Annotated in this window: 17 protein-coding genes, 1 tRNA gene, 1 other RNA gene and 1 pseudogene; 15 read left to right on the top strand and 5 right to left on the bottom strand. The window is 71.2% G+C overall.

The annotated features are described in order from the left end of the window. The first annotated feature begins 256 nt into the window (after positions 1-256). The 4 genes and pseudogenes from mmsA to ACZZY9_RS04610 form a co-directional block, all read left to right on the top strand. The gene (mmsA, locus tag ACZZY9_RS04625) at positions 257-1,777 is read left to right on the top strand and encodes a multiple monosaccharide ABC transporter ATP-binding protein (protein WP_243214810.1); all 1,521 of its coding nucleotides are present in this window, start codon (positions 257-259) and stop codon (positions 1,775-1,777) included. A 5-nt stretch (positions 1,778-1,782) separates the two neighbouring features. Beyond that, a complete protein-coding gene (gene mmsB / locus ACZZY9_RS04620) occupies positions 1,783-3,150 on the top strand; it encodes a multiple monosaccharide ABC transporter permease (protein ID WP_463464635.1) in 1,368 nt (455 codons plus the stop codon). 105 nt (positions 3,151-3,255) lie between these two features. Next, entirely contained in the window at positions 3,256-4,353 is a 1,098-nt protein-coding gene (locus tag ACZZY9_RS04615; protein ID WP_463463170.1) for a substrate-binding domain-containing protein, read from the top strand. A gap of 250 nt (positions 4,354-4,603) precedes the next feature. Then, a pseudogene (locus ACZZY9_RS04610) lies at positions 4,604-4,888 on the top strand (MOSC domain-containing protein); the annotation flags it as partial. Positions 4,889-4,987: 99 nt separating this feature from the next. Here the strand turns inward: ACZZY9_RS04610 and ACZZY9_RS04605 are convergent. Then, positions 4,988-5,554, bottom strand: a complete 567-nt coding sequence (locus ACZZY9_RS04605; protein WP_463464696.1) for a TetR/AcrR family transcriptional regulator — start codon at positions 5,552-5,554, stop codon at positions 4,988-4,990. A gap of 290 nt (positions 5,555-5,844) precedes the next feature. Here ACZZY9_RS04605 and ACZZY9_RS04600 point away from each other — a divergent pair, with 290 nt between their 5' ends. From ACZZY9_RS04600 to ACZZY9_RS04590, 3 genes are all read left to right on the top strand, one after another. After that, a complete protein-coding gene (locus tag ACZZY9_RS04600) occupies positions 5,845-7,089 on the top strand; it encodes a multidrug effflux MFS transporter (RefSeq protein ID WP_463463169.1) in 1,245 nt (414 codons plus the stop codon). Between the two features lie 60 nt (positions 7,090-7,149). Beyond that, complete coding sequence (locus ACZZY9_RS04595) at positions 7,150-7,857, top strand: phosphatase PAP2 family protein (RefSeq protein WP_192058719.1); 708 nt, start codon at positions 7,150-7,152, stop codon at positions 7,855-7,857. A gap of 99 nt (positions 7,858-7,956) precedes the next feature. After that, on the top strand, positions 7,957-9,897 hold the full coding sequence (locus ACZZY9_RS04590) for a helicase HerA-like domain-containing protein (RefSeq protein WP_463463168.1): 1,941 nt from the start codon (positions 7,957-7,959) through the stop codon (positions 9,895-9,897). A gap of 22 nt (positions 9,898-9,919) precedes the next feature. On the opposite strand, the gene ACZZY9_RS04585 is transcribed toward ACZZY9_RS04590, so the two are convergent. Beyond that, the gene (locus ACZZY9_RS04585; RefSeq protein ID WP_463463167.1) at positions 9,920-10,537 is read right to left on the bottom strand and encodes a hypothetical protein; all 618 of its coding nucleotides are present in this window, start codon (positions 10,535-10,537) and stop codon (positions 9,920-9,922) included. Positions 10,538-10,709: 172 nt separating this feature from the next. Beyond that, entirely contained in the window at positions 10,710-11,081 is a 372-nt protein-coding gene (locus ACZZY9_RS04580; protein ID WP_192058713.1) for an RNA-binding S4 domain-containing protein, read from the bottom strand. A gap of 140 nt (positions 11,082-11,221) precedes the next feature. Between ACZZY9_RS04580 and ACZZY9_RS04575 the strand changes: the two genes are divergently transcribed. Continuing rightward, positions 11,222-11,306: transfer RNA gene (locus ACZZY9_RS04575), tRNA-Ser, on the top strand. A 119-nt stretch (positions 11,307-11,425) separates the two neighbouring features. Next, positions 11,426-11,983 (top strand): DUF805 domain-containing protein, encoded by a 558-nt coding sequence (locus ACZZY9_RS04570; protein WP_463463166.1) that lies wholly within the window; start codon positions 11,426-11,428, stop codon positions 11,981-11,983. Between the two features lie 48 nt (positions 11,984-12,031). Here ACZZY9_RS04570 and ACZZY9_RS04565 read toward each other — a convergent pair whose 3' ends face one another. Further along, positions 12,032-12,523, bottom strand: a complete 492-nt coding sequence (locus ACZZY9_RS04565) for an N-acetyltransferase family protein (RefSeq protein ID WP_463463165.1) — start codon at positions 12,521-12,523, stop codon at positions 12,032-12,034. An 82-nt stretch (positions 12,524-12,605) separates the two neighbouring features. Here ACZZY9_RS04565 and pta point away from each other — a divergent pair, with 82 nt between their 5' ends. Continuing rightward, complete coding sequence (gene pta, locus ACZZY9_RS04560; protein ID WP_463463164.1) at positions 12,606-14,813, top strand: phosphate acetyltransferase; 2,208 nt, start codon at positions 12,606-12,608, stop codon at positions 14,811-14,813. Continuing rightward, the gene (locus tag ACZZY9_RS04555; protein WP_243215395.1) at positions 14,810-16,003 is read left to right on the top strand and encodes an acetate/propionate family kinase; all 1,194 of its coding nucleotides are present in this window, start codon (positions 14,810-14,812) and stop codon (positions 16,001-16,003) included. Before pta ends, ACZZY9_RS04555 begins: the two co-directional genes overlap by 4 nt. Before the next feature lie 87 nt (positions 16,004-16,090). Here the strand turns inward: ACZZY9_RS04555 and ACZZY9_RS04550 are convergent, their stop codons facing one another. Next, positions 16,091-16,768 carry an SDR family oxidoreductase gene (locus ACZZY9_RS04550; protein WP_463463163.1) on the bottom strand — a complete coding sequence of 226 codons (678 nt, stop codon included), beginning with the start codon at positions 16,766-16,768 and terminating at the stop codon, positions 16,091-16,093. A gap of 54 nt (positions 16,769-16,822) precedes the next feature. Here ACZZY9_RS04550 and ffs point away from each other — a divergent pair. From ffs to ACZZY9_RS04530, 4 genes are all read left to right on the top strand, one after another. Continuing rightward, an RNA gene (gene ffs / locus ACZZY9_RS04545) (signal recognition particle sRNA small type) lies at positions 16,823-16,919 on the top strand. Positions 16,920-17,282: 363 nt separating this feature from the next. Beyond that, complete coding sequence (locus ACZZY9_RS04540) at positions 17,283-18,002, top strand: DUF5819 family protein (RefSeq protein ID WP_463463162.1); 720 nt, start codon at positions 17,283-17,285, stop codon at positions 18,000-18,002. Then, the gene (locus tag ACZZY9_RS04535) at positions 17,999-19,090 is read left to right on the top strand and encodes an HTTM domain-containing protein (protein WP_463463161.1); all 1,092 of its coding nucleotides are present in this window, start codon (positions 17,999-18,001) and stop codon (positions 19,088-19,090) included. Before ACZZY9_RS04540 ends, ACZZY9_RS04535 begins: the two co-directional genes overlap by 4 nt. Before the next feature lie 107 nt (positions 19,091-19,197). Then, on the top strand, positions 19,198-24,471 hold the full coding sequence (locus tag ACZZY9_RS04530; RefSeq protein ID WP_463463160.1) for a beta strand repeat-containing protein: 5,274 nt from the start codon (positions 19,198-19,200) through the stop codon (positions 24,469-24,471). The last annotated feature ends 12 nt before the right edge of the window (positions 24,472-24,483 follow it).

Below are 24,483 nucleotides of genomic sequence, written 5' to 3'. Positions count from 1 at the left end.
TTTGACACGGGGCATTCTCAGGATTAGCTTTGCTCCAGTCGCGGTGTGAACGGTCACATTCAGTCACCGCAACGATCCGGAGCCTCTGGTGCGGATCGCCGCCCGACGCCGAACAGACAGTGCCCGCCACGCCCGTAGGGAGCGGCGGACCGACAGAGAAGTCGAAACGTGGAGGTCAGCGTGCCCGGTGCACACATCACGACGAGCGGAACCCGCGGGGGTGGCGCGCGTGGCTGAGTCCCCGATCATCCTCGAGATGCGCGGCATCACGAAGGAGTTCCCCGGCGTCAAGGCCCTCGACGCCGTGTCGATGCAGGTCCGGGCCGGCGAGGTCCACGCGATCTGCGGCGAGAACGGCGCCGGCAAGTCGACCCTGATGAAGGTCCTCTCGGGCGTCTACCCGTACGGCACCTACACCGGCGACATCGTCTACCAGGGCGACGAGATGCGCTTCCGCGACATCAAGTCGAGCGAGTCGGCCGGCATCGTGATCATCCACCAGGAGCTGGCGCTGATCCCCGAGCTCTCGATCACCGAGAACATCTTCCTGGGCAACGAGCCCACGCGCTTCGGCGCCATCGACTGGTCGACCGCCAAGCTGCGCGCCATCGACCTGCTCGCCCGGGTCGGTCTGAAGGACGACCCCGACACCGCCATCAAGAACCTCGGCGTCGGCAAGCAGCAGCTCGTCGAGATCGCCAAGGCGCTGAACAAGAACGTCAAGCTGCTCATCCTCGACGAGCCGACGGCCGCGCTGAACGAGGCGGACTCCCAGCACCTGCTCGACCTCATCCGCGGGCTCAAGGGCCGCGGCATCGCGTCGATCATGATCAGCCACAAGCTCAACGAGATCGAGGCCATCGCGGACTCGATCACGATCATCCGAGACGGCAAGACGATCGAGACCCTCGACGTCAAGGCCGACGGCGTCAACGAGGACCGCATCATCCGCGGCATGGTCGGCCGCAACCTGGCGAGCCGGTTCCCCGACCGCACCCCCAAGATCGGCGACGTGCTCTTCGAGGTCAAGGACTGGTGGGTGCGTCACCCGCAGACCGCCGAGCGCTTCGTCTGCAAGGGGTCGAACATCACGGTGCGTCGAGGTGAGATCGTCGGTCTCGCCGGGCTGATGGGCGCCGGTCGCACCGAGCTCGCGATGAGCGTCTTCGGACGCTCGTACGGGCAGTTCGTCTCGGGCACGATCGTGAAAGACGGTCGCGAGATCGAGATCAAGAACGTGCGCGACGCGATCGACAACGGGCTCGCCTACGTCTCCGAAGACCGCAAGGTGCTCGGGCTCAACCTGCTCGACGACATCAAGCGCTCGACGGTGTCGGCGAAGCTGTCGAAGATCTCGCGGGGCTCGGTCGTCGACCGGTACCAGGAGCACACGATCGCCGAGGACTACCGCAAGAGCCTCCGCGTGAAGACGCCGACCGTCGACGAGGGCGTCGCGAAGCTCTCGGGCGGCAACCAGCAGAAGGTCGTGCTGGCGAAGTGGATGTTCACCGACCCCGACATCCTCATCCTCGACGAACCGACCCGCGGCATCGACGTGGGCGCGAAGTTCGAGATCTACAACATCATCAACCAGCTCGCGGCCCAGGGTAAGGGCGTCATCGTGATCTCGTCCGAGCTGCCTGAGCTGCTCGGTCTCTCGGATCGGATCTACACGATCTTCGAGGGCACCGTCACGAACGAGATCGACGCGTCCGAGGCCGACGCCGAGACGCTGATGAGAACAATGACGTCCAAGAAGAAGGAGAACGCCGCATGAGTGGCATCAAAGACCTGAAGAAGGTGTTCGGCGGCAACCAGTCGAACGCCCGCCAGTTCGGGATGATCGCGACCCTGGTGGTCGCCATCCTGATCTTCCAGGTCCTCACGGGCGGACTCACCCTCGACCCGCCCAACCTGATCGCCCTGGTCAGCCAGTACTCGTACATCCTGATCCTCGCGATCGGCATGGTCATGGTGATCGTCGCCGGCCACATCGACCTCTCGGTCGGCTCGGTCGCCGCGTTCGTCGGCATCATGGTCGCGACCTCGATGACCACCTGGAACTTCCCGTGGCCCGTCGCCATCGTCTTCGGCCTGGTGGTCGGTGCGGCGATCGGCGCCTGGCAGGGCTTCTGGGTCGCCTACGTCGGGGTGCCCGCGTTCATCGTGACGCTGGCGGGCATGCTCCTCTTCCGCGGTGCGAACCAGTTCGTCGGCAACGCGGTCACGCTGCCCGTCCCCGAGGGCTACACGGTCATCGGCGCCGGCTACCTGCCCGAGTTCGGCCCGAACACCGGATACAACAACGCGACCCTGCTGCTCGGTCTCGTCCTCGCCGCCGTCGTCGTCTGGCGCGAGTTCCGCCTGCGTCGCAAGCAGCAGGCCATGGGCTCCGACATGGCGCCGATGTGGGTCAGCCTCGTCAAGGTCGCCGTGCTCGTCGCGATCATCCTGTACGCGGCCACGCTCTTCGGCGGCGGCCGGGTCGGAACGTCCTTCCCGATCTCGGGCATCATCCTCGGCGTGCTCGTGCTGGTCTACGGCTTCATCACGCAGAACACGATCTTCGGTCGTCACATCTACGCGGTCGGCGGCAACTCGCACGCCGCGGAGCTGTCGGGCGTCAACGCCCGCCGGGTGAACTTCCTGGTCATGATGAACATGTCGGTGCTCGCCGCCGTGGCGGGCATGATCTACGTCGCCCGTGCCGGGGCATCCGGCCCGCAGGACGGCCTGAACTGGGAGCTCGACGCCATCGCGTCGGTCTTCATCGGCGGCGCGGCCGTCGCCGGCGGGATCGGCACCGTGACCGGATCGATCGTCGGTGGTTTCGTCATCGCCGTGCTGAACAACGGTCTCCAGCTGCTCGGCGTCGGCTCCGACAAGGTGCAGATGATCAAGGGCCTCGTGCTGCTGATCGCCGTGGCCGTCGACGTCTACAACAAGAGCCAGGGTCGCCCGTCCATCACGGGCTTCCTGACCCGGGGGCTGAACCGCGACAAGAACGGCGTCGCGGCACCGGCCGCCACCCAGGCCGCGGCCGGCACGCAGAACGGCGTCGGACCCTCGACGGACTCCGCCAGCCCCGTCCTCACCCCCAACGGCGATGTGACCGACGTGCAGCGTCCGAACTCGACGACCCCCAACTAGACCCAGATCCCCGCGCGACCGTCCATCGACGGCCGGTCGCGCCTCCCTCGGACCGCCGCTCGGCGGCCCACCCGCACCACCTCACTCACGAGAAAGAGACACAGCATGCGCAAAATCGCGCTGGCGACCATGGCGGTCGCCGCAGCAACGACGCTGATCCTGAGCGGCTGCTCGAACTCCGCCCGCACCGACGCCGGCTCCGGCGACGCCGCCTCCGGCTTCGAGCAGGGCTCGATCGTCGGGGTCGCCCTGCCCGCCAAGACCAGTGAGAACTGGGTCCTGGCCGGCGACCTCTTCAACGAGGACCTCGAGGCGGCGGGCTTCGAGCCCGACGTGCAGTACGCAGCGGCCAGCGGCACCGTGGCGAACCAGCAGGAGCAGATCCAGTCGATGGTCACCAAGGGTGCGAAGGTCATCGTCATCGGCGCGGCCGACGGCGGTCAGCTCGGCACGCAGGTCAAGGCGGCGCACGACGCCGGCGCGATCGTGATCGCCTACGACCGTCTGATCCTCAACACGGAAGACGTCGACTACTACGTCGCGTACGACAACTTCAAGGTCGGCGAGCTCCAGGGCCAGGCCCTGCTCGACGGCATGGCCGCCAAGAAGTCCGAGGGCCCGTACAACATCGAGCTGTTCTCCGGCTCGTCCGACGACGCCAACTCGGCCGTGTTCTTCGACGGCGCCATGAGCGTCCTGCAGCCGGCCATCGACGACGGCACCGTCGTCGTCGGCTCGGGTCAGACCGACATCAAGCAGACCGCGACCGACGGCTGGAAGGCCGAGAACGCCCAGCGCCGCATGGACTCGCTGCTGACCAGCACCTACACCGACACCGAGCTCGACGGCGTGCTGAGCCCGAACGACACCCTCGCCCGCGCCATCATCACCTCGGTGAAGCAGGCCGGCAAGGACGTCCCCGTCGTCACCGGTCAGGACTCCGAGGTCGAGTCCGTCAAGTCGATCATGGCCGGCGAGCAGTACTCGACGATCAACAAGGACACCCGCAACCTGGTCAAGCAGGCCGTCGCCATGGTCACCTCGGTCTCCGAGGGCGACACCGCCGAGACGAACGACGACGAGTCGTACGACAACGGCTCGAAGGTCGTCCCCGCGTACCTCCTGCCCCCGCAGATCGTCACCAAGGACAACGCCGCCGAGGCCTACGCCAACGACCCCACGCTGGGCCCGTTGACCAAGTAGTCGCAGCACCGCACCACCGCACCACCCGAGAGCCGATCGTCCGTCAGGGCGGTCGGCTCTCGCCGTACCCGGACTCGCTATCGTGATCGGATGCACGAGGAGGCGCGGGTCGGCACGGTCACGACCGTGACGGTCGAGCTCGCTGCTCGCGTCGCCCCGCTCCCGCTACGTCGGGCGACCGTCCGACGGACCCGAGCCGGCCAGCGGGGCCGAGACGCACGACAGGCTCGAGCTGCGGGCCGGCCTCGGCGTGGTCGGCGACCGCTACTTCGCGAGACCCGCCCATCGGGCGGCGTCGGTGACCGTGTTCGCGGCGGAGTCCCTCGAGACCGTCGCGCGCCTCCTCGGCTCCGGGCCTCTGGACACCGCGGCGACCCGGCGGAACATCGTGCTGCGCGGCGTCGACGTCGATGCGCTGACCGGTCTCACGTTCTCGCTGGACTCGGGGGAGGGGCCGGTGCTGCTGCGGGCGAACCGCGCCGCGAACCCCTGCGCGTGGATGGACGTCGTGCTGGCGCCGGGGGCGTTCCGGGCCCTGCGCGGTCGAGGCGGCATCCGCTGCGAGCCTCTGACGAGCGGGGCGCTGCGTCTCGGGCCGGCGACGCTCGCCGTGCGGGGGAGGACGTCGGAGCGGTCAGTGCCACCACGCCGGGATCATCGACGTGATGGTGTCGAGCAGCGTCCGGCGGCTCGTGCGGCGGCCGCCGAGCCACGCCTCGATGGCGCCGACGAGGGCGTGCGCGAAGAAGCCCGAGGCGATGTGCGGCGCGATGCCGTCGGGAGCCGTGCCCGCGGGCAGGGCCTCGATGTGGGCGAGCGACGTCGTGGCGAAGTGCTCGGCGAGGGTCTGGTGGATCGACGCGTCGAGCCGGTCGGGCAGCGCGAGACGGTACACGTCGCGATAGCGCACGACGTGGTCGACGACCCTCTCGACGGAGAGCCGCGTCACGGCCTCGGGGTCGGCGCCGGGCCGCGAGCGCAGCTCGGCGTCGTCGCGGCGGATGGCGTCGAGCTCGGGGGTCAGCACGGAGGCGAGCAGACTGCCCGGCGAGGTGGCGTGGCTGTAGAAGGTGGCCCGGTTGATGCCGGCGGCCCGGGTCACGTCGGCGACGGTGATGCCTGAGACTGGCTGGTTCGACGCGAGCTCGACGATCGCCGTGTGCAGCGATCGGGTCGTCTGGACGATGCGGGCGTCGACCATGGGGGCCTCCTGTGGCGCGGTGCGGGGCCCGGCAGAACCGGACTGACCTGAGCCTAGACCGTGACGTCGGCCCGGCGGACCGGTGGCGGGCGCCTCTCACGGATCGTCCCGCCCGGGGGTCGTCGCGGTACGCTTGTCCCCGACGGCGTCCGTGGATCGGCATCGACCGTCACCCTCCCGTGATCTCCCGCCCCTGCCGTCGCGCGGTGCGCTCGAAACGATTCGATGCACCGTGGCCCCGGCCGGGGACCGGGCTCGCCCGCCCGGCCGACCCGCCCCTCCTCGTCCTCATGTTTCGGAGCCCCGTGACCACCGTCGTCCACCCCGGTGACTCGCTCACCCGCCGTCAGCGCCTCGTCTACGTCATCGTGCTCGGCGCGCTGACCGCCCTCGGTCCGTTCACGATCGACCTGTACCTGCCGGCCTTCCCGCAGCTGCGCGAGGAGTTCGCGGTCGACAGCGGCGTCATCCAGCTGACCCTGACGGCGACGACCATCGGCTTCGGAGTCGGTCAGCTGCTGGTCGGCCCGTGGAGCGACAAGGTCGGTCGCCGCCTGCCCCTGATCGTCGCGACGGCCGTGCACATCCTCGCGAGCATCGGGGTCGCCGCGGCCCCGTCGATCGAGCTGCTCGGGCTGTTCCGCGTGCTGCAGGGCATGGGGGCCGCGGCCGGCGGGGTCGTGGCGATGGCCACCGTCCGCGACCTGTTCGGCGGACTGCCGCTCATCAGGATGCTGTCGCGTCTCGCGCTGGTCAACGGGCTCGCCCCGATCGTCGCGCCCGTGCTCGGATCGCAGCTGCTGCGGTTCACCAGCTGGCGCGGCATCTTCGTGTTCCTCGTGGCGTACAGCGCGTTCGTCATCATCGCCGCGATCTTCCTCATCGTCGAGACGCTGCCGCCGGCCCGACGGCTCGCGGCCGGGCACACGACGCTGGGGCAGCGGTACAAGGCGCTGTTCAGCGATCGCATCTTCGTGGGGGTGGCCCTGATCGGGGCGATGACGTTCTCGGGGCTGTTCTCGTATCTGTCGGCGTCGTCGTTCCTCTTCCAGAACGTCTACGGGCTCGACCCGCAGCAGTACGGCTACCTCTTCGCGGTCAACTCGCTCGGCATCGTCGCCGGGGTGCAGATCAGCTCGCGGCTCGCCCGCCGCGTCGGGCCGCAGTGGATCCTCGCCTGCTCGACGATCGTGCTGCTGGTGTCGGCCACCGCCATCGTCGTGCTCGACTCGGCGGGGGCTGGGCTCGTCGGGATCCTCGTGCCGCTCTGGTTCTTCATCGCGGCCTGCGGGTTCTCGTTCCCGCAGGTGCAGGTGCTCGGTCTGGCCAACCACGGCAAGGAGGCGGGCACGGCGGCGTCGCTGCTCGGCGCGCTGAACTTCGGCCTGGCCGGTCTCATCTCGCCGGTGGTCGGGTTCCTGGGGATCGGCTCGGCGGTGCCGATGGGCAGCGTGATGATCGCGACGTCGTGCGTCGCCATCGCGAGCCTCTGGCTGCTGGTGCGGCCGCGGACGGTGCCGGCGCTCGGCCACTGACCCCGCGGTGCGGGTGCCTCCTCGGCCACCGACCCCAGGCGGTGCGGGTACCTTCTGGGGATGCGCACCGACCCCCTGGCCCCGAGACCCGCGTCACCATCCGAAGAACGTGTGGCCCGGCGCGTCCAGCGGCGCTGGTGGGTCTTCAGCGCGTTGGGCGCGATCGGCGTCGTGCTGCTGCTCGGAGTCGTCATCACGGCTCGCTCGGGCGCCATCGCGATCGACGAGGAGTTCATGGGCGAGCTCGTCGAGCACCGCCACCCGTTCTGGGACGTCCCCTCGCTCGTCTTCAACGTGATCGGCGCCGGGGTGATCGGCGTCTTCGTCGTGCCCCTCGGGGTCATGGCCGTGCTGCTGCTGCGTCGACGCCCCTGGGCGGCCGTCTACTGGATCGCGGCGTGCGCGCTCAGCGCGGGCGTCGTGCAGATCGTCAAGCACGCCTTCGGTCGGGCGCGGCCGGCCGAGATCATGGTCGTCAGCGACTACGGGTCGTTCCCCTCTGGGCACACGGCGAACGCCGCGACGCTCGCCGTCGTGCTCGGCGTGGTCCTCCGCCGCGTGTGGGTCTGGGTGGCCGGCGTGCTGTACACGATCGCGATGCTGCTGAGCCGCACGTACCTCGGCGCGCACTGGCTGACCGACACCATCGGCGGGCTGCTGATCGGGGCGGGGGTGGCCGTCGTGCTGTGGGCGCCCGTGGCGCACCGGCTGCTCGACGAGCAGGAGCGCGTGCGGGGGCTGGGTTGGGTCTGGCAGCACCGCGCCTGAGCCCGTTCCGGGCGGGTCCGGCCGAGGCGGGCGTGCGGGTGCGACCGCGGTTGACGCACTCGCCCGGACTCCGCGCCTCCGCGTGCCTAGGCTGACGCCATGACGGACGCACTCGAGCAGGCCAGGGCGGAGGCCGCCGCCGCGGTCGCCGCCGCCGAGAAGGCGAAGCAGGACGCGGAGGCTGCGCTCGCGCGAGCGCAGCGGCTCGCGGCGGACGCCGAGGCCCAGGCGGTCGAGGAGGCGCGGGTCGAGTCGCCTGCGCAGGCGACGGCCGGTGAGACGGCCCCTACGACGGCCGGCGAGACGGCCCCGACGACGGCCTCGACCGGCCCCCTGTCCCCGTCGGCGGTCGACGCCGTCCGCGCCGGGTACGCCTTCGACGGCCCCGCGCTCGAGCTCGGCGCCCTGGTGAACGGCGACGCCCTGCCCGACGTGCCCGTGCGCATCCCGCTCGGCATGCTCGCCCGGCACGGACTCGTCGCCGGCGCGACCGGCACCGGCAAGACGAAGACGCTGCAGGTGATGGCCGAGCAGCTCTCGGCTGCGGGTGTGCCGGTCTTCGCCGCCGACGTGAAAGGCGACCTCTCGGGCATCGCCACCCCGGGTGTGCCCTCCGAGAAGCTCTCGGCGCGAACCCGGGGCATCGGTCAGGACTGGTCGCCCGAGGGCACGCCGACCGAGTACTTCGCGCTCGGCGGCATCGGCACGGGCGTCCCCGTCCGTGCCACGGTGAGCGGGTTCGGCTCGCTGCTGCTGGCCAAGGTGCTCGGCCTCAACGACACGCAGGAGTCCAGCCTCGGGCTCGTCTTCCACTACGCCGAGCAGGAGGGGCTGCCGCTGCTCGACCTCGGCGATCTGCGGGCGGTGCTCACCTGGTTGACCAGCGACGAGGGCGAGGGAGAGCTCGAGGGCCTCGGCGGCCTGAGCAAGCAGACCGTCGGGGTCATCCTCCGCGAGCTGATCACGTTCGCCGACCGCGGGGCCGACGCGTTCTTCGGCGAGCCCGAGATCGACACGGCGGAGTTCCTGCGCACGACCGCCGACGGCCGAGGCGTGGTGAGCCTGCTCGAGCTGCCCGGGGTGCAGGATCGGCCGGCCCTGTTCTCGACCTTCCTGATGTGGCTGCTGGCCGACCTCTACAACGACCTGCCCGAGGTCGGCGACCTCGACGTGCCCAAGCTCGTCTTCTTCTTCGACGAGGCCCACCTCCTCTTCGCCGACGCGTCGAAGGACTTCACGGCGCAGATCGTCCAGACCGTCCGGCTGATCCGGTCGAAGGGCGTCGGCATCGTCTTCGTCACCCAGACCCCGAAGGACGTCCCCGCCGACGTGCTCGCCCAGCTCGGCTCGCGGGTGCAGCACCAGCTGCGGGCGTTCACCCCCGACGACGCGAAGGCCCTCCGCGCGACGGTCTCGACGTACCCGACGAGCGAGTACGACCTCGCTGAGGTGCTCACGACCCTGGCCACCGGGGAGGCGGTGGTCACCGTGATGAACGAGCGTGGGGCGCCCAGCCCGGTCGCCTGGACCCGCATCCGGGCGCCGCGCGGATCGATGTCGCCGACACCGGCCGACACGATGCGGGCGTCGGTGGCGGCCTCGCCGCTGCAGCCGGTGTACGGCGCCGGGATCGACCGCGACTCGGCCCGCGAGATGCTGGCCCGACGGCTCGAGGCCGCCGCGCTCGACGCCCGCGAACGCACCGACGCCGCGGCTCGTCAGAAGACGATCGACGCCCAGCTGAAAGAGGCCGCCGCGAGCGAGCGCTCCGACGCGAAGGCCGCCGCCTCCGCCGAACGGGAGCGGAAGGCGGCCCAGGCCGAGTACGAACGTCAGCAGAAGGAGTTCGAGCGGGCCGAGCGCGCGGCGGCCGGGCGACGGGCGGGGCGCGGGTCGGCGACCCGCACCTCCTCGGGGACGCGGTCGTCGTCGCGGGAGGGTGGCGGGGGAGTGCTCGGCGACGTGCTCGGATCGAGCGCCGGGAGGGCCGTCGTGCGCGAGGTCGTGAAGGGCATATTCGGCACCCTGCGCCGCCGCTGAGCGGAGGTGCCGCAGCGGTGCGTCAGGCGAGAGTGCTGTAGACGAGCACGAGCGCACCCGAGGCCAGCGCGAAGAGTCCGACGATCACCGGCACGGTGAGCCCGGGGCGGCCCTCGTACCAGTAGCGGGCGTGCGGGTACCGCCGGAAGAACTGGCGGAGCGACATCGGCTTGTCGATGAGGGTGGAGGCGACGTCGAGCGCGTCGCGCACGGCGACGATCGCCTCGTCGGGCCAGTAGTGGCCCCGCATGCGGAACAGCCGGACCCCGACCGCGTCGAAGGCCACCAGCTGCAGCACGGTGTCGGTGCTGTTGGGGAGGTAGGTGCTGACCACCACGACCTCGGAGACCCGATCGCGGCGGACCCTCACCGAGCCGGGCAGCCACCCGCGCTTGACGAAGTGCTCGGCGTCGAGGGCGGCGAACGACAGGCGGTAGCGCCGGTATGCGGCGAGACCGAGGGCGACCACGACGACGCCGAGAGCCACGACCACCGGCCAGAGACCCGACGGCCAGGTGAGCCAGAGGAGGGCGGCCCCGACGGGGACGATCGCGGCGAGGCCCGTGAGCGTGGCGCTGACGGCGACCGAGGGTCGGGGCTCGACGAACAGCGCGTAGGCGTCTCTCTCGACGATCGGCATCAGCTCACCCCTCGGTCGACGACGCCGTTCCGTGCGACCGCGAGGGCCTCACAGCGACTTCTGCCCGCCCCCAGCGGGCGTCGTCGGAATCTCGATCATAGAGGGAGATTCCCGGACATACCGACCGATCCGTGCGGATCCGAGCCGAACACCGCCGATCGGCAGGAGGCGGTCAGCGGTCGCGCAGCTTCTCCAGCTCGCGTCGCTCCCGTTTCGTCGGTCGACCGGCACCGCGATCGCGCACGGCGACCGTGGCGACCTCCTCGCGAGGGGGCGGCGGGGGAGTCAGATCGTCGAGCGCCAGGGCCGCGACCGGCGCGCCGACCCGCTTCACGAGGCACTGGCGCACGACGAGGATGCGCTCGAACCCGCCGAGACGCACTCGCACCTCGTCGCCCGGTCGCACCGTCTGGGCGGCCTTGACGCGTTCGCCGCCCACCCGGACGTGACCGGCGCGGCAGGCCGCGGTCGCCGCGGATCGCGTCTTGACGATGCGGACGGCCCACAGCCACGCGTCGACGCGGCACGAGGCGAGGGAGTCCATGCGTCGATGCTACGTCGGCGCGGGTGGGTGGGCGTCCCGGGCGACGGCTCGCCGGCGTCGCAGCCGCCCCGTCGTCACGGAGTCGGGCGTGCATCCGGTAGAGTGATCGAGGTCGCGCGCCGGTCTCCGCCGCGCCTCCTGGAGGATTCGCCTAGTGGCCTATGGCGCACGCTTGGAAAGCGTGTTGGGTGCAAGCCCTCAGGGGTTCGAATCCCCTATCCTCCGCCGCACGACCACGAGAGCCCCCGGCATCCGTCTCAGGATGCCGGGGGCTCTCGTCGTCGCCCCGACGAGGAGGCGCGCTACGGTTGTCGCACGAGCGTCACCGATCCGGGGGGAACACCATGACCGACGAGCAACCGCAGCCGTACCAGCCGATGCCCTACGAGCAGCAGCCCGACCAGCCGTCGGCCTATCAGGCCCCTCAGCCCGGTGAGCACGGGTCGGCGATGCAGGGTCCGCCGCCGCTCTGGGCCCCTTACTACGACGCCCCGCTCACCGCGGCCGTGTCGCGCTTCTTCCGCAAGTTCTTCGACTACTCGGGTCGGGCCAGTCGCAGCGAGTACTGGTGGTTCGCCCTCGTCCAGGGTGTCGTGTCGTTCGTCCTCATCATGATCACCGGTCTCGTCGCATCGATCGGCAGCACGGTCGACGCTTCGGGCCAGGCGGTCTCCGACCCACCGCTGGCGATCTTCGTCCCGCTCGTCATCCTCAACTTCGTGCTGTGGCTGGTGCTGCTCGTCGGCACGCTCTCGCTGACCGCACGGCGGCTGCACGACGTCGGGCTCAGCGGCTTCTTCCAGTTCCTGTACCTCGTGCCGTTCGGCTCGATCGCCGTCTTCGTCATGACGCTGCTCGCGCCGAAGCCCGAGGGCGCCCGGTTCGACAAGCCCCGCGACTGAGGCCGCACCGGAGGCTCTCCGTCGCCCTCGCAGCTCAGGAGGCGCGGGTCAGCTGAGCGCGCGGGTCATGTAGCGCAGATCGAGCCAGCGGCCGAACTTGGTGCCCACCTCGCGCAGCACGCCGGCGTCGACGAAGCCGAGTGAGCGGTGCAGCCCGACCGACGCCTCGTTCTCGGCCTCGATCAGGGCGACCATGACGTGCAGGTCGTCTGCGGTCGCCTCGATGATCAGAGTCTCGAGCAGGCTGCGCCCGATGCCCGACCCCTGATGACCCGGGCGGACGTACACGCTGTTCTCGCAGGTGTGCCGGTAGCCCTCCTTCGCGTGGAACGGGCCGTAGCTGCCGTAGCCCACGACGAGGTCGCCGTCGACGGCGACGAGCGCGGCGCGGCCCGCCTCGGAGTGGTTCGTCAGCCACTCGCGTCGCCCCTCGAGGGTCGGGGGCTCGTCCGTCCAGATGGCGGTCGAGTTTGCCACGGCGTCCGAGTGGATCTCGAGCACGCCGGGCAGGTCGGATTCGGTCGCAGGTCGTATCTCCATGGCGAGAGCCTAGGGGTGCGGCCGGCGGGCGTTCACCCCCGTTCACCGCGGCCTCCGAGCCGACCGCCCTAGTGTGGTCGTCGTGTCGACTCGCATCTACATCACGTCCGCAGAAGGCCACACCGGCAAGTCCACCATCGCGCTGGGGGTGCTCGACACGCTCAGTCACGAGCTGGGTCGCGTGGGGGTGTTCCGACCGGTCGCGCGGTCGACGGCCGAGCGCGACTACGTGCTCGAACTGCTGCTCGCGCACGACGGGGTCGACCTCGACTACGACGAGTGCGTCGGCGTCACCTACGACGACGTGCACGCCGACCCCGATGCCGCGCTCGCGACCATCGTCAGCCGGTTCGCCGCCGTCGAGCGCCAGTGCGACGCCGTCGTCGTGATCGGCTCCGACTACACCGACGTCGGCAGCCCGACCGAGCTGTCGTTCAACGCCAGGGTGGCCGCGAACCTCGGTGCGCCGGTGCTGCTCGTGCTCGGCGGACGCAGCTCCGACGGGGGCACCGCCCGCAACGGCGCCGAGATGCGTCAGGTGGCGGAGGTCACGACGGCCGAGCTGCGCAGCGAGCACGCGAGTCTGCTCGGGGTCGTGGCGAACCGCGTCGAGCCCGATCGCCTCGACGAGGTCGTGGCGGGCGTGAGCGAGGCCCTCGCGGGTACGCCGTCCGCCGACGTGCCCGTCTGGGCTCTGCCGGAGGACCGCCTCCTCGTGGCCCCGACCGTCCGTGCCGTCCTCGCCGCGACGGGCGCGACGATGATCCGCGGCGACGAGGCCCTTCTCGACCGCGAGGCCGTCGGCGTCGTCGTGGCCGCCATGTCGATGGAGAACGTGCTGCCGCGGCTCACCGAGGGCGCCATCGTCGTCGTGCCCGGCGACCGGTCCGACGTGCTCGTCGCGACGGTGCTCGCCCACGCCTCCGAGACGTTCCCCTCGCTCGCCGGCATCGTGCTGAACGGCGGATTCGAGATGGCCCCGCAGGTCGACCGGCTCATCGCCGGTCTCGACAGCCCCCTCCCCATCGCCCACAACGACATGGGCACCTACGACACCGCGCTCGCGATCACGCAGACCCGCGGCCGGCTCGCGGCCGACTCGTCGGGCAAGTACGACCTCGCGCTCGCCCTCTTCGAGAAGCACGTCGACGGGGCGCAGCTGCTGCGCCTCCTGCAGGTCAGCCCCTCGGGCGTGGTCACGCCGCTGATGTTCGAGTACCAGCTGCTCGAGCGGGCGCGCGGCGCGGCGAAGCACATCGTCATGCCCGAGGGCGACGACGACCGCATCCTCCGCGCCGCGTCGACGCTGCTGCAGCGGGGTGTGGCGCGGATCACGCTGCTCGGCGACGAGACGGCCATCAGGGCGCGCGGCGCCGAGCTGGGGCTCGACCTCGCCGACGCCCGGGTGCTCGATCCCTTCGACCCGAGCCTGCAGGTGCGCTTCGCCGCCGAGTACGCCAAGCTGCGCGCCCACAAGGGCATCTCCGCCTCGATGGCGATGGACACCGTCACCGACGTCTCGTACTTCGGCACGATGATGGTCAAGCTCGGACTCGCCGACGGGATGGTCTCGGGCGCGAAGCACACCACGGCTCACACGATCCGACCCGCGTTCGAGGTCATCAAGACCCTGCCCGACGTGGGCGTCGTCTCGAGCGTGTTCCTCATGGCGCTCGCCGATCGGGTGCTGGTCTACGGCGACTGCGCCGTCATCCCCGACCCCACGGCGGAGCAGCTGGCCGACATCGCCATCTCGTCGGCCCAGACCGCCGAGCAGTTCGGCATCGAACCGCGGGTCGCGATGCTCAGCTACAGCACCGGCGACAGCGGCTCCGGCGCCGACGTCGAGAAGGTGCGGGCGGCCACGGCGCTCGTGCGCGAACGTCGCCCCGACCTGCTGGTCGAGGGGCCCATCCAGTACGACGCGGCCGCCGACCCGACCGTCGCGGCGGCGAAGATGCCCGACTCCGAGGTGGCGGGCCGCGCGACGGTGTTCATCTTCCCCGACCTGAACACCGGCAACAACACCTACAAGGCGGTGCAGCGCAGCGCCGGGGCCGTCGCCATCGGGCCGATCCTGCAGGGTCTCCGCAAGCCGATCAACGACCTCTCCCGCGGGGCGCTGGTCGGCGACATCGTCAACACCGTCGCCATCACGGCCATCCAGGCCGGGACGCAGAGCGCTCAGGCGGCAGCGCCCGTGGCCGCGGCCCCCGTCGCCGCAGCCCCCACCACGGCGGCTCCCACCCCCGAAGCCCCCGCATCCACCCCCGAAGGGAACCCCTCGTGAGCGCAGTCCTCGTCGTCAACTCCGGTTCGTCGTCGTTCAAGTACCAGCTGATCGAACTCGACGGCGAGCGGACCCTCGCGAGCGGCCTCGTCGAGCGGATCGGCGACAGCGTCGGGTCGACGCGGCACCGCAACGAGGTCACGGGCGACGAGACGCGCAACGACTCGCAGCCGATCGCCGACCACGCCGCGGGCTTCGCCGCGATGCTCAGCGCGTTCGAGGCCGACGGGCCGTCGTTCGACGAGTACCCGCCGGTCGTCGTCGGGCACCGCGTCGTCCACGGCGGCGAGGAGTTCGACCGGGCGACCATCGTGACCGACGACGTCGAGAAGGCGATCGATCGGCTCTCCACCCTCGCGCCCCTCCACAATCCGGCCAACCTGCAGGGCATCCGGGCGGCGAAGAAGGCCTTCGCCGACGTACCGCACGTCGCCGTCTTCGACACCGCGTTCCACCAGACGCTGGCCCCCGCGGCGTACACCTACGCCATCGACGCCGACCTGGCCAAGCGCCACCACGTGCGCCGGTTCGGGTTCCACGGCACGTCGCACAAGTACGTCAGCGAGAAGACGGCCGAGTTCCTCGGGCGGCCCCTCGCCGAGCTGAAGACCATCGTGCTGCACCTCGGCAACGGGGCGTCGGCGGCCGCCATCGACGGCGGGCGCTCGATCGACACGAGCATGGGCATGACCCCGCTCGAGGGTCTCGTGATGGGCACGCGTTCGGGCGACATCGACCCCGCCGCCGTCTTCCACCTGCACCGCGAGGCCGGCCTCGACGTCGCCGAGCTCGACACGCTGCTCAACAAGAGGTCCGGGCTGCTGGGTCTCACCGGCAGCGGCGACATGCGCGACGTGCAAGACAGCGCCTCTCGCGGCGACGCCGTGGCCGAGGCCGCGCTCGCCGTGTACCGGCACCGCCTGCGGCACTACATCGGCGCGTACGTCGCCCAGCTGGGCGGGCTCGACGCGGTGGTCTTCACCGCCGGAGTGGGCGAGAACAACGCTCTGCTGCGCCGACGCACCCTGGCGGGGCTCGAGTTCTTCGGCATCCACGTCGACGACGACCGCAACGAGCTGGCGTCCCGCGAGGCGCGCCTCATCTCGCCCGACGGGTCGGCCGTGAAGGTGCTCGTCGTGCCGACGAACGAGGAGCTCGAGATCGCACGGCAGTCCGCGGCGCTGGTCTGAACCAGCTGAGACGCGAGAGGGCCCCGGGAGCGCGAGCTGCGCCTCCGGGGCCCTCCGTGGTCTCCCCGACGACCGAGGAGGCGCGGGTCAGTACTTGATGGTCGCCAGAGCGTCCGAGACGGTCGCGTCACCCGAGACGACCTCGAACTGGGTCTTCACGGCCGTGCCCTCGATCAGCGCCGTGGCGATGATCTCCGCCACGTCGGCACGGGGGATGGTGCCGCGGTCGACGGTGGTGCCCACGGTGACGAGACCGGTGCCGGCGTCGTCGGTGAGACCGCCGGGGCGGACGATCGTCCAGTCGAGGTCGCGACCGCGCAGGTCCGCGTCGGCCTCGCTCTTGGCGCGCATGTACACCTGGTACACGTCGTCGTCGTTCTCGGCCGGCAGCTCGGCGCGGGCCGGGTCGAAGTCGTCGGTGCCGATGGCCGAGACCATGACGTAGCGAGCGACGCCGGCCTTCTCGGCGGCGTCGGCCAGCAGCACGGCGCCGTCGCGATCGATGGTGAGCTTGCGCTCGGCACCGCTGCCGCCGCCGCCACCGGCGGCGAACACGACGGCGTCGGCCCCGTCGAGGTGGCCGGCGAGCGTGTCGACGTCGGTCTTCTCCAGATCGAGCACGAGCGCACGGGCGCCGGCGGTCTCGAGGTCGGCGGTGTGGTCTGCGTTGCGGACGATGCCCACGGGGTCGTGCCCGGCGTCGGCGAGTCGGCGTTCGAGGAGCAGGGCGATCTTGCCGTGTCCTCCGGCGATGACGATTCTCATGCACCCAGGCAACACCCCAGGTCGCGGCGGGCACTCAGATGCCGCTAAACTTCTCGAGGCTCCTCACGTGGCGCCATCCAGGCCAACTCCCCCAGGGCAGAAATGCAGCAAGGGTAACCGGGCTCTGGCGGGTGCGTGAGGGGTCTTTTCTCGTCCCGGGGCACCGTCCGTCGAGGTCCCCCCTGTTCGCGGGGTGCGGATCGGCGGCACCTCCGCATAGGATGACGGCACGTCGACGCCAACCACGTCGACCACGCGCCGCTCACCACGACGCGATCCGGCCCCTCACCAGAGCCGGTTGTCCCGCCCCTCACCACGGCGGAACGAGATCGATCGACCCGAGAGGACCGCGACCGTGACGTCGCACAGGATCAGAAACGCCTCGTCGACCCCTACCCCGGGCGACCCCGCGCCGACCATCGTCGTCGGCTCACCGTCTTCGCTCTCGGGCGGGTCCGACTCGTCCACCCGCGGGGGAGCGCGCCGCAGCAGGCGGAGAGACAGTCGTCGACCCGTGGCGCCGCGCATCGCCCTCGGGCTCGTGCTCGTGCTGCTCGTCGGCCACCTGGGGGCGACGCTGCTGTGGTCGTCGGCCGCGAACCCGGTCCGGGCGGCCGTCGGGGAGGAGACCCTGCGCGGGTACATGCTGCCGTTCTTCCAGCAGAGCTGGTCCGTCTTCGCCCCCGATCCGGTCTCGAGCGACATCTCGCTCGACGTCCGCGCCGTCCCGACCGGCGAGAGCGCGGCCACCGAGTGGTTCACGATCACCGATCGCGACATCGCCAACGGGGTGACGCACCACCTCGTGCCGTCACGCACCTACCTGACCAACTTCTCGCTGGCCCGCGGGTACTTCCGGGCCTACCAGGCGCTCGGCGACGAGGCGGGCCCCGCGGTGGGACAGACCCTCACCGACGGCGACTGGCGGCAGGAGCTCGTCGACGACCTCGCCGCGACGTCCTCCGCCGGCGACGGCGCCGTCCGGTCGTACGTCGACTACGAGGACGCCCTGAACCGCATCGCCTCCGCGGTGGCCGCGGCACAGTGGGGCGAGGTCGACGACGTGCAGGTCAGAGTCCGCATCACTCCCGTCACCCCGTTCGAGCAGCGCGCCGACCCCGCCCCGAACCCCGAGTTCCGCTTCGTGACGGGCGGATGGCGCTCGCCGCTGCCCGACTCGACGCTCGACCAGGGCGCCATCGACGTGCTGTACGGCCCCGGGGGCCGGTCGTGAGCGCCGTGGTGGACGTCGCCCGCGCCTCCTGGGCCCGGCTCGCCGGGCGTCTCGAGTGGTGGTTCCTCGACGGCCGGAAGGCGCTCTACGGCGTGGCCGCCGCGCGGATCGTGACCGGCCTGGGCATCCTCCTGTTCGTGCTCGCGAACGCGAGCACCGCGTCGTACACCTGGGGAGGCGCGTCAGGCTGGTCCGAGCCGCTCAATCGGTCGTCGACCTGGGGGTTCCCGTTCGTGATCTTCGACGCGGCGCAGGTGGGCGGCCCGGCGTTCTGGATCGGCTACGTCGCGCTGGGGCTGTCGGCCCTCGCGCTCCTCCTCGGCTGGCACGCCCGCGTCGCCGCGATCGCGACGCTCTGGCTGTACGCCAGCCTCGCGGCCTCGAACGTGCTCGCCGTCGACCAGACGGACAACGCCGTCCGGCTGTTCCTCTTCTACTTCTGCTTCACCGACCTCTCGCGCGTCTGGTCGCTCGACGCGCGTCGGAGGAGCCGGCAGGAGGCGCGGGGCCGTGCCGCGGTCGCCTCGCGTCCCCGATGGGTCGCTCGGGCCCGTGAGGAGGCGGGCTGGGTCTCGACGCTGCTGCACAACGGGGCTCTCGTGGCCGTGGCGGGTCAGCTCTTCGTCGTCTACGTCGTCGCCGGTCTGTCGAAGGTTCAGGGCGAGCTCTGGCGAGACGGCACGGCGATCTACTACCCGCTGCACGTCGATCGATTCGCACCGTGGCCGGCCCTCAGCGGTCTGCTGACCACCAGCGGCGTGCTCGTGGCGTTCGCGACCTGGTTCGCCGTCGCGGTCCAGCTGTTCTTCCCGTTCCTGCTGCTGCGGCGCTGGACGCGGGTCGTCGGCCTGCTCGGCGTGAGCGGCATGCACATCGGGATCGGCCTCTTCATGGGCCTCCCGTTGTTCTCGCTCGCGATGCTCGCGGCGGACATGATCTTCATCCGGACGGTCACCTTCCAGCGCGCCGCGGTGTTCGTCGCGGAACGCGCCCGGACCGCCCGGGCCAGGATCTCGAGATCGAGGGGAGGGATCGGCGAGCTGCCCGAAGGCGCGCCGAGCGATCGGACGTCGCCCGCTGTCACCTAGCGGGACGACCACGCGACACCACCACCTGCACCACAGCACACCCTCGGCCAACCACCGGGGGAGTCGGATCAGCCGGCGGGCCCGAGGCCCGCCAGAAAGAGGCACCCGTGCGACAACTCACTCACCGCGGCCCCCTGGGCACGCTAGGACTCTGGGGGGCGGCCGTCGCCGTGGGGACGCTCGTCGTCACCGCGACGGTGGTCCCCGCCCAGGCGGCACCACCGGACGTCTCCGAGGCGGAAGGGCTCTTCCTCAGCGGGAGCGGCATCGTCGACGTCGACGACGTCGCCGAGCTCGCGGGCGCCTACTCGTCGTACTCGGGCACGACGTCCGCCCCGGTCGTCGACCCGCTCGACCTCACCGCGCTGCAGACGCTCCGCCTCCAGGGCGGCGTGCAGCTGCTCGGCGACAACGGCATCCTCGACCTGGGCGCCGTGTCCCAGTACGGCTCCGCGACACCCGGCGGTTCGGTGGCGGCCTCGGGGCTCATCACCGAGAGCGGTCTCGTGCAGGCCGGTGACGGCACGCCGGCCCAGCAGGCGTCCCTCGACCTCACCGGGTTCCTGACCCAGGCCCAGATCGCCGGTCTCGCCGACGAGCTCGCGCTCGAGATCGGTGCGATCTCGTCTCGCGCGGAGGCCACCCGCACGAGCACCGGATACACCGTCGACAGCGAGTACCAGGTCGATGGAGCGACGATCGCGCTGCACAGCCCGGCGGTGGAGGCGCTCACCGGCGATCTGACGAGCACCATCGACGAGCTGAACGTCTCGGCCAACGGCGCGACCGCGGATCTACCCGACGCGATCGAGACGGGTGTCCTCGCACCCGTCCGCGGTGCGCTGTCGGTGCTGGGGAGCACCCTCACCCTGGGCAACACGCAGGCCGCCGTCACGGCGAGCGTGGACCTGCCCGCCGCGACCGCTCCCGTCCTCTCGGCGCCGTTGACCAGCGGGCCCGTCACCGTCGACCTGTCGACCGGTGACGTCACGGTCGACGTCGCCGACCTGCAGTCGCTGAACGATCTGCCGGCGAACACCGAGCTGCTCACGGGAGCCGCCGTCGAGGCGGAGCTCCAGACGGCGCTGTCGACCATCTTCGACACGACCCTGCCCGACTCGCTGAGCACCGCGATCACCGGAGCGATCGACACCACTCGGGTCCAGGCGGTCGTCACGACGACTCCGACCGTGTCGGTGACTCCTCTGCTCGGGTCCGCCACCACGGCGCCCCTCGCCACGCTCACCATCAGGGTCGACACGACGCTCGGCGCTCTGCTCGGGACGGACCCCACCCGGCCCGTCGCGACGTCGACGCTGACGCCGCTGCCGAACGCCACTCCCGCGATCGAGCTGCTGCTGGTGCCGGTCCGGGCACTCCTGAACGACGTCGTGCTCACAGGCGTCTCCGACGCCGTCGAGGTCGCGCTGCCCGGCATCACGCGGCCGGTGCTCGCGCCCGTGCTCGACGGGACCGCGCTCGACGCGGTCGGGGACGTCCTATCCGCGGCGACGAGCGGGGTCGGCGACGTCCTCAGCCCGGTGCTCGACGTCGTGAACAGCCTCGTCTCGGTGACGGTGAACTCGCAGACCGGTCCTGGTTTCCGCGACCCGGACGGCACCGACACCGGCGCCTCCACGGTCCGTGCACTGCGTCTGGCGATCCTGCCCGACGGTGCGGGCTCCGGCGCAGTGGTCGACCTGGCCAGCGCCACGGTCAACGCGCAGGCGCTCGACGCCCTGACGATCAACACCCCCGACGCCGGTGACGAGTTCGTCGTCCTCGGCCCCGCCACGCAGACCGCGGTGACGGTGGGCGGTCTGTCCGCACCGGACGCCGTCGTGAACGTGACGATCGGCTCCGCGATCGCTCGGACGACGGCCACCGCCGCGGGAACGTGGAGCGTCGTCGTCCCGGGCGTCGCCATCGGACCGGACCAGACCGTCTCGGCCACCCAGACCGTCGGCACGGGGGTTCCCTCGGCCGCCGTCACCACCGTGATCGACGTGCGGCTCGCCGCACCGGTCGTCATCACGAGCCCCGACGGCTCGGCACCCGTCGTCGTGGCCACGTCCACGAGCACGACCGACGTCACCGTCACCGGGACCGCGGAGCCCGGCGCGACCGTCCGGGTCTCGCTCGGAGCCGGAGCCCCTCAGGCCGCGGTGAGCACGGACGGGCGGTGGACGACGACCTTCACGGGCGTCGGCGTCGGGACGTACGTCATCACGCCCGAGCAGTCGCTCGACGGGACGGTGTTCGTCGAAGGCGAGACGGTCACGATCGAGGTCGAGACCGCCGACGTCGGCACCGACGTCACGGGCACCGATGCGACCGGTACCGTCGCGACGGACAGCGCCGGCACGGACGTGATCGGAACCATCGCGACGGACACCGCTGGCGCGGACGTGATCGGCACGGTCGCGACGGACACCGCTGGTGCGGACGTGATCGGCACGGTCGCGACGGACAGCGCGGGTTCCGACGTGGTCGGCACGGTCGCGACGGACTCGGCCGGGTCGGACATCGTCGGCACGGCGACCGACTCGATCGGCACCGACATCGCCGGTACGGCGACGGATTCGACGGGCAGCGACGTGATCGGCACCGATGTCGTGGGCACCGACGTGACAGGCACGGACGTGCTCGGGACGGCGGTCGACACGCTCGGCACGGACGCGGTGGCCACGATCGGCACCGACGTGGTGGCCTCGGTCGGCACCGACGTGGTCGGCACGGTCGCGACGGACACCGCCGGGACGGATGTGATCGGCACGGTCGCGACGGACAGCGCGGGCACGGATGTGATCGGCACCATCGCGACGGACACCGCCGGGACGGACGTCGTCGGCACCATCGCGACGGACAGCGCAGGCACGGACGTCGTCGGCACGATCGCGACGGACTCGGCCGGGTCGGACATCGTCGGCACGGCGACCGACTCGATCGGCACGGACATCGCCGGTACGGCGACGGATTCGACCGGCACCGACGTGATCGGCACCGATGTCGTGGGCACCGACGTGACGGGCACGGACGTGCTCGGTACGGCGGTCGACACGCTCGGCACGGATGTGCTGGCGACCGACGTGACCGGCACGGTCGGCACGGACGTGGTGGCCTCGGTCGGCACCGACGTGGTCGGCACGGTCGCGACGGACACCGCCGGGACGGATGTGATCGGCACGGTCGCGACGGACAGCGCGGGAACGGATGTGATCGGCACGGTCGCGACGGACAGCGCGGGCACGGATGTCGTCGGCACCATCGCGACGGACTCGGCCGGGTCGGACATCGTCGGGACGGCGACCGACTCGATCGGCACCGACGTGATCGGCACGGACGTGCTGGGTACCGACGTGGCCGGCACGGACGTGCTCGGGACGGCGGTCGACACGCTCGGCACGGATGTGCTGGCGACCGACGTGACCGGCACGGTCGGCACGGACGTGGTGGCCTCGGTCGGCACCGACGTGGTCGGCACGGTCGCGACGGACAGCGCGGGGACGGATGTGATCGGCACGGTCGCGACTGACAGTGCGGGCACGGACGTCATCGGCACGATCGCGACGGACAGCGCGGGCACGGATGTCGTCGGCACCATCGCGACGGACACCGCGGGGACGGATGTGATCGGCACGATCGCGACGGACAGCGCGGGCACGGACGTCGTCGGCACGGTCGCGACGGACTCGGCCGGGTCGGACACCGTCGGCACGGCGACCGACTCGATCGGCACCGACGTGGTCGGCACGGACGTGCTGGGTACCGACGTGGCCGGCACGGACGTGCTCGGTACGGCGGTCGACACGCTCGGCACGGATGTGCTGGCGACCGACGTGACCGGCACGCTCGGCACGGACGTGGTGGCCTCGGTCGGCACCGACGCGGTCGGCACGGTCGCGACGGACACCGCCGGGACGGATGTGATCGGCACGGTCGCGACTGACAGTGCGGGCACGGACGTCATCGGCACCATCGCGACGGACAGCGCTGGAACGGACGTCGTCGGCACCATCGCGACTGACAGCGCCGGAACGGACGTCGTCGGCACCAACGCGACGGACTCGGCCGGGTCGGACATCGTCGGGACGGCGACCGACTCCATCGGCAGCGACGTGATCGGCACCGCCACGGACACGGCGGGGACGGACGTGCTCGGCACCGATGTGCTGGGTACTGACGTCATCGGCACGGATGTGCTCGGGACGGCCGTCGACACGCTCGGCACGGATGTGCTGGCGACCGACGTGACCGGCACGGTCGGCACGGACGTGGTGGCCTCGGTCGGCACCGACGTGGTCGGCACGGTCGCGACGGACACCGCGGGGACGGATGTGATCGGCACGATCGCGACGGACAGCGCGGGCACGGATGTCGTCGGCACCATCGCGACGGACTCGGCCGGATCGGACATCGTCGGGACGGCGACCGACTCGATCGGCACCGACGTGATCGGCACCGCCACGGACACGGCGGGGACGGACGTGCTCGGCACCGATGTGCTGGGTACTGACGTCATCGGCACGGATGTGCTCGGGACGGCCGTCGACACGCTCGGCACGGATGTGCTGGCGACCGACGTGACCGGCACGCTCGGCACGGACGTGGTGGCCTCGGTCGGCACCGACGTGGTCGGCACGGTCGGCACGGACGTGGTGGCCTCGGTCGGCACCGACGTGATCGGCACGGTCGCGACGGACACCGCGGGCACCGACGTCGTCGGCACGGCCGGTACCGACACCGCTGGTACCGACACCGCCGGTACCGACACCGCTGGTACCGACACCGCCGGTACCGACACCGCTGGTACCGACACCGCTGGCACCGACACCGCCGGCACCGACACCGCCGGTACCGGCACCACGCCCGACGCGTCCTCTGGCGACCACTCCTCCACGGTCCAGATCAAGCGCATCGTCCGCGGCACCGGGGTCGTCCAGACCGTCTACGGCACCGACTTCGTCCCCGGTGAGACGGTGAGCGCGGTCGTCCGATCGACGCCGATCCCCCTCGGTTCGCAGGTCGCCGACGCGAACGGGACGGTCACGTTCCGGTTCGCCGTCGGCGCCGACTTCGAGCTGGGGCTGCACCGCGTCGAACTGACCGGCAGCGAATCATCGCTGGTCGAGCCGGAGAACGACAGCACCCAGTTCGTGGTCGTCGACGCCGCTGTCGGAGCGGGTGCGGTCGGAACAGAAGGAGGCGCGGGCATCGTCGTCGGGGCGGGCGGACGCCCGAGCACCGGAGGCAGCACCCTCGCCTACACGGGACTGGACGCCCTGCCCTGGGCGGCCACCGGCACGGGCATCCTCGTGCTCGGCCTCGGGATGCTCCTGGCCTCCCGTCGTCGCAGCAGGTTCGGGACGACGATGCGCTAGAGCCGGGGTCGG

The sequence above is a fragment of the Frigoribacterium sp. AC394 genome (assembly GCF_979258095.1).
This window is presented reverse-complemented; position numbering and strand designations above follow the sequence as displayed.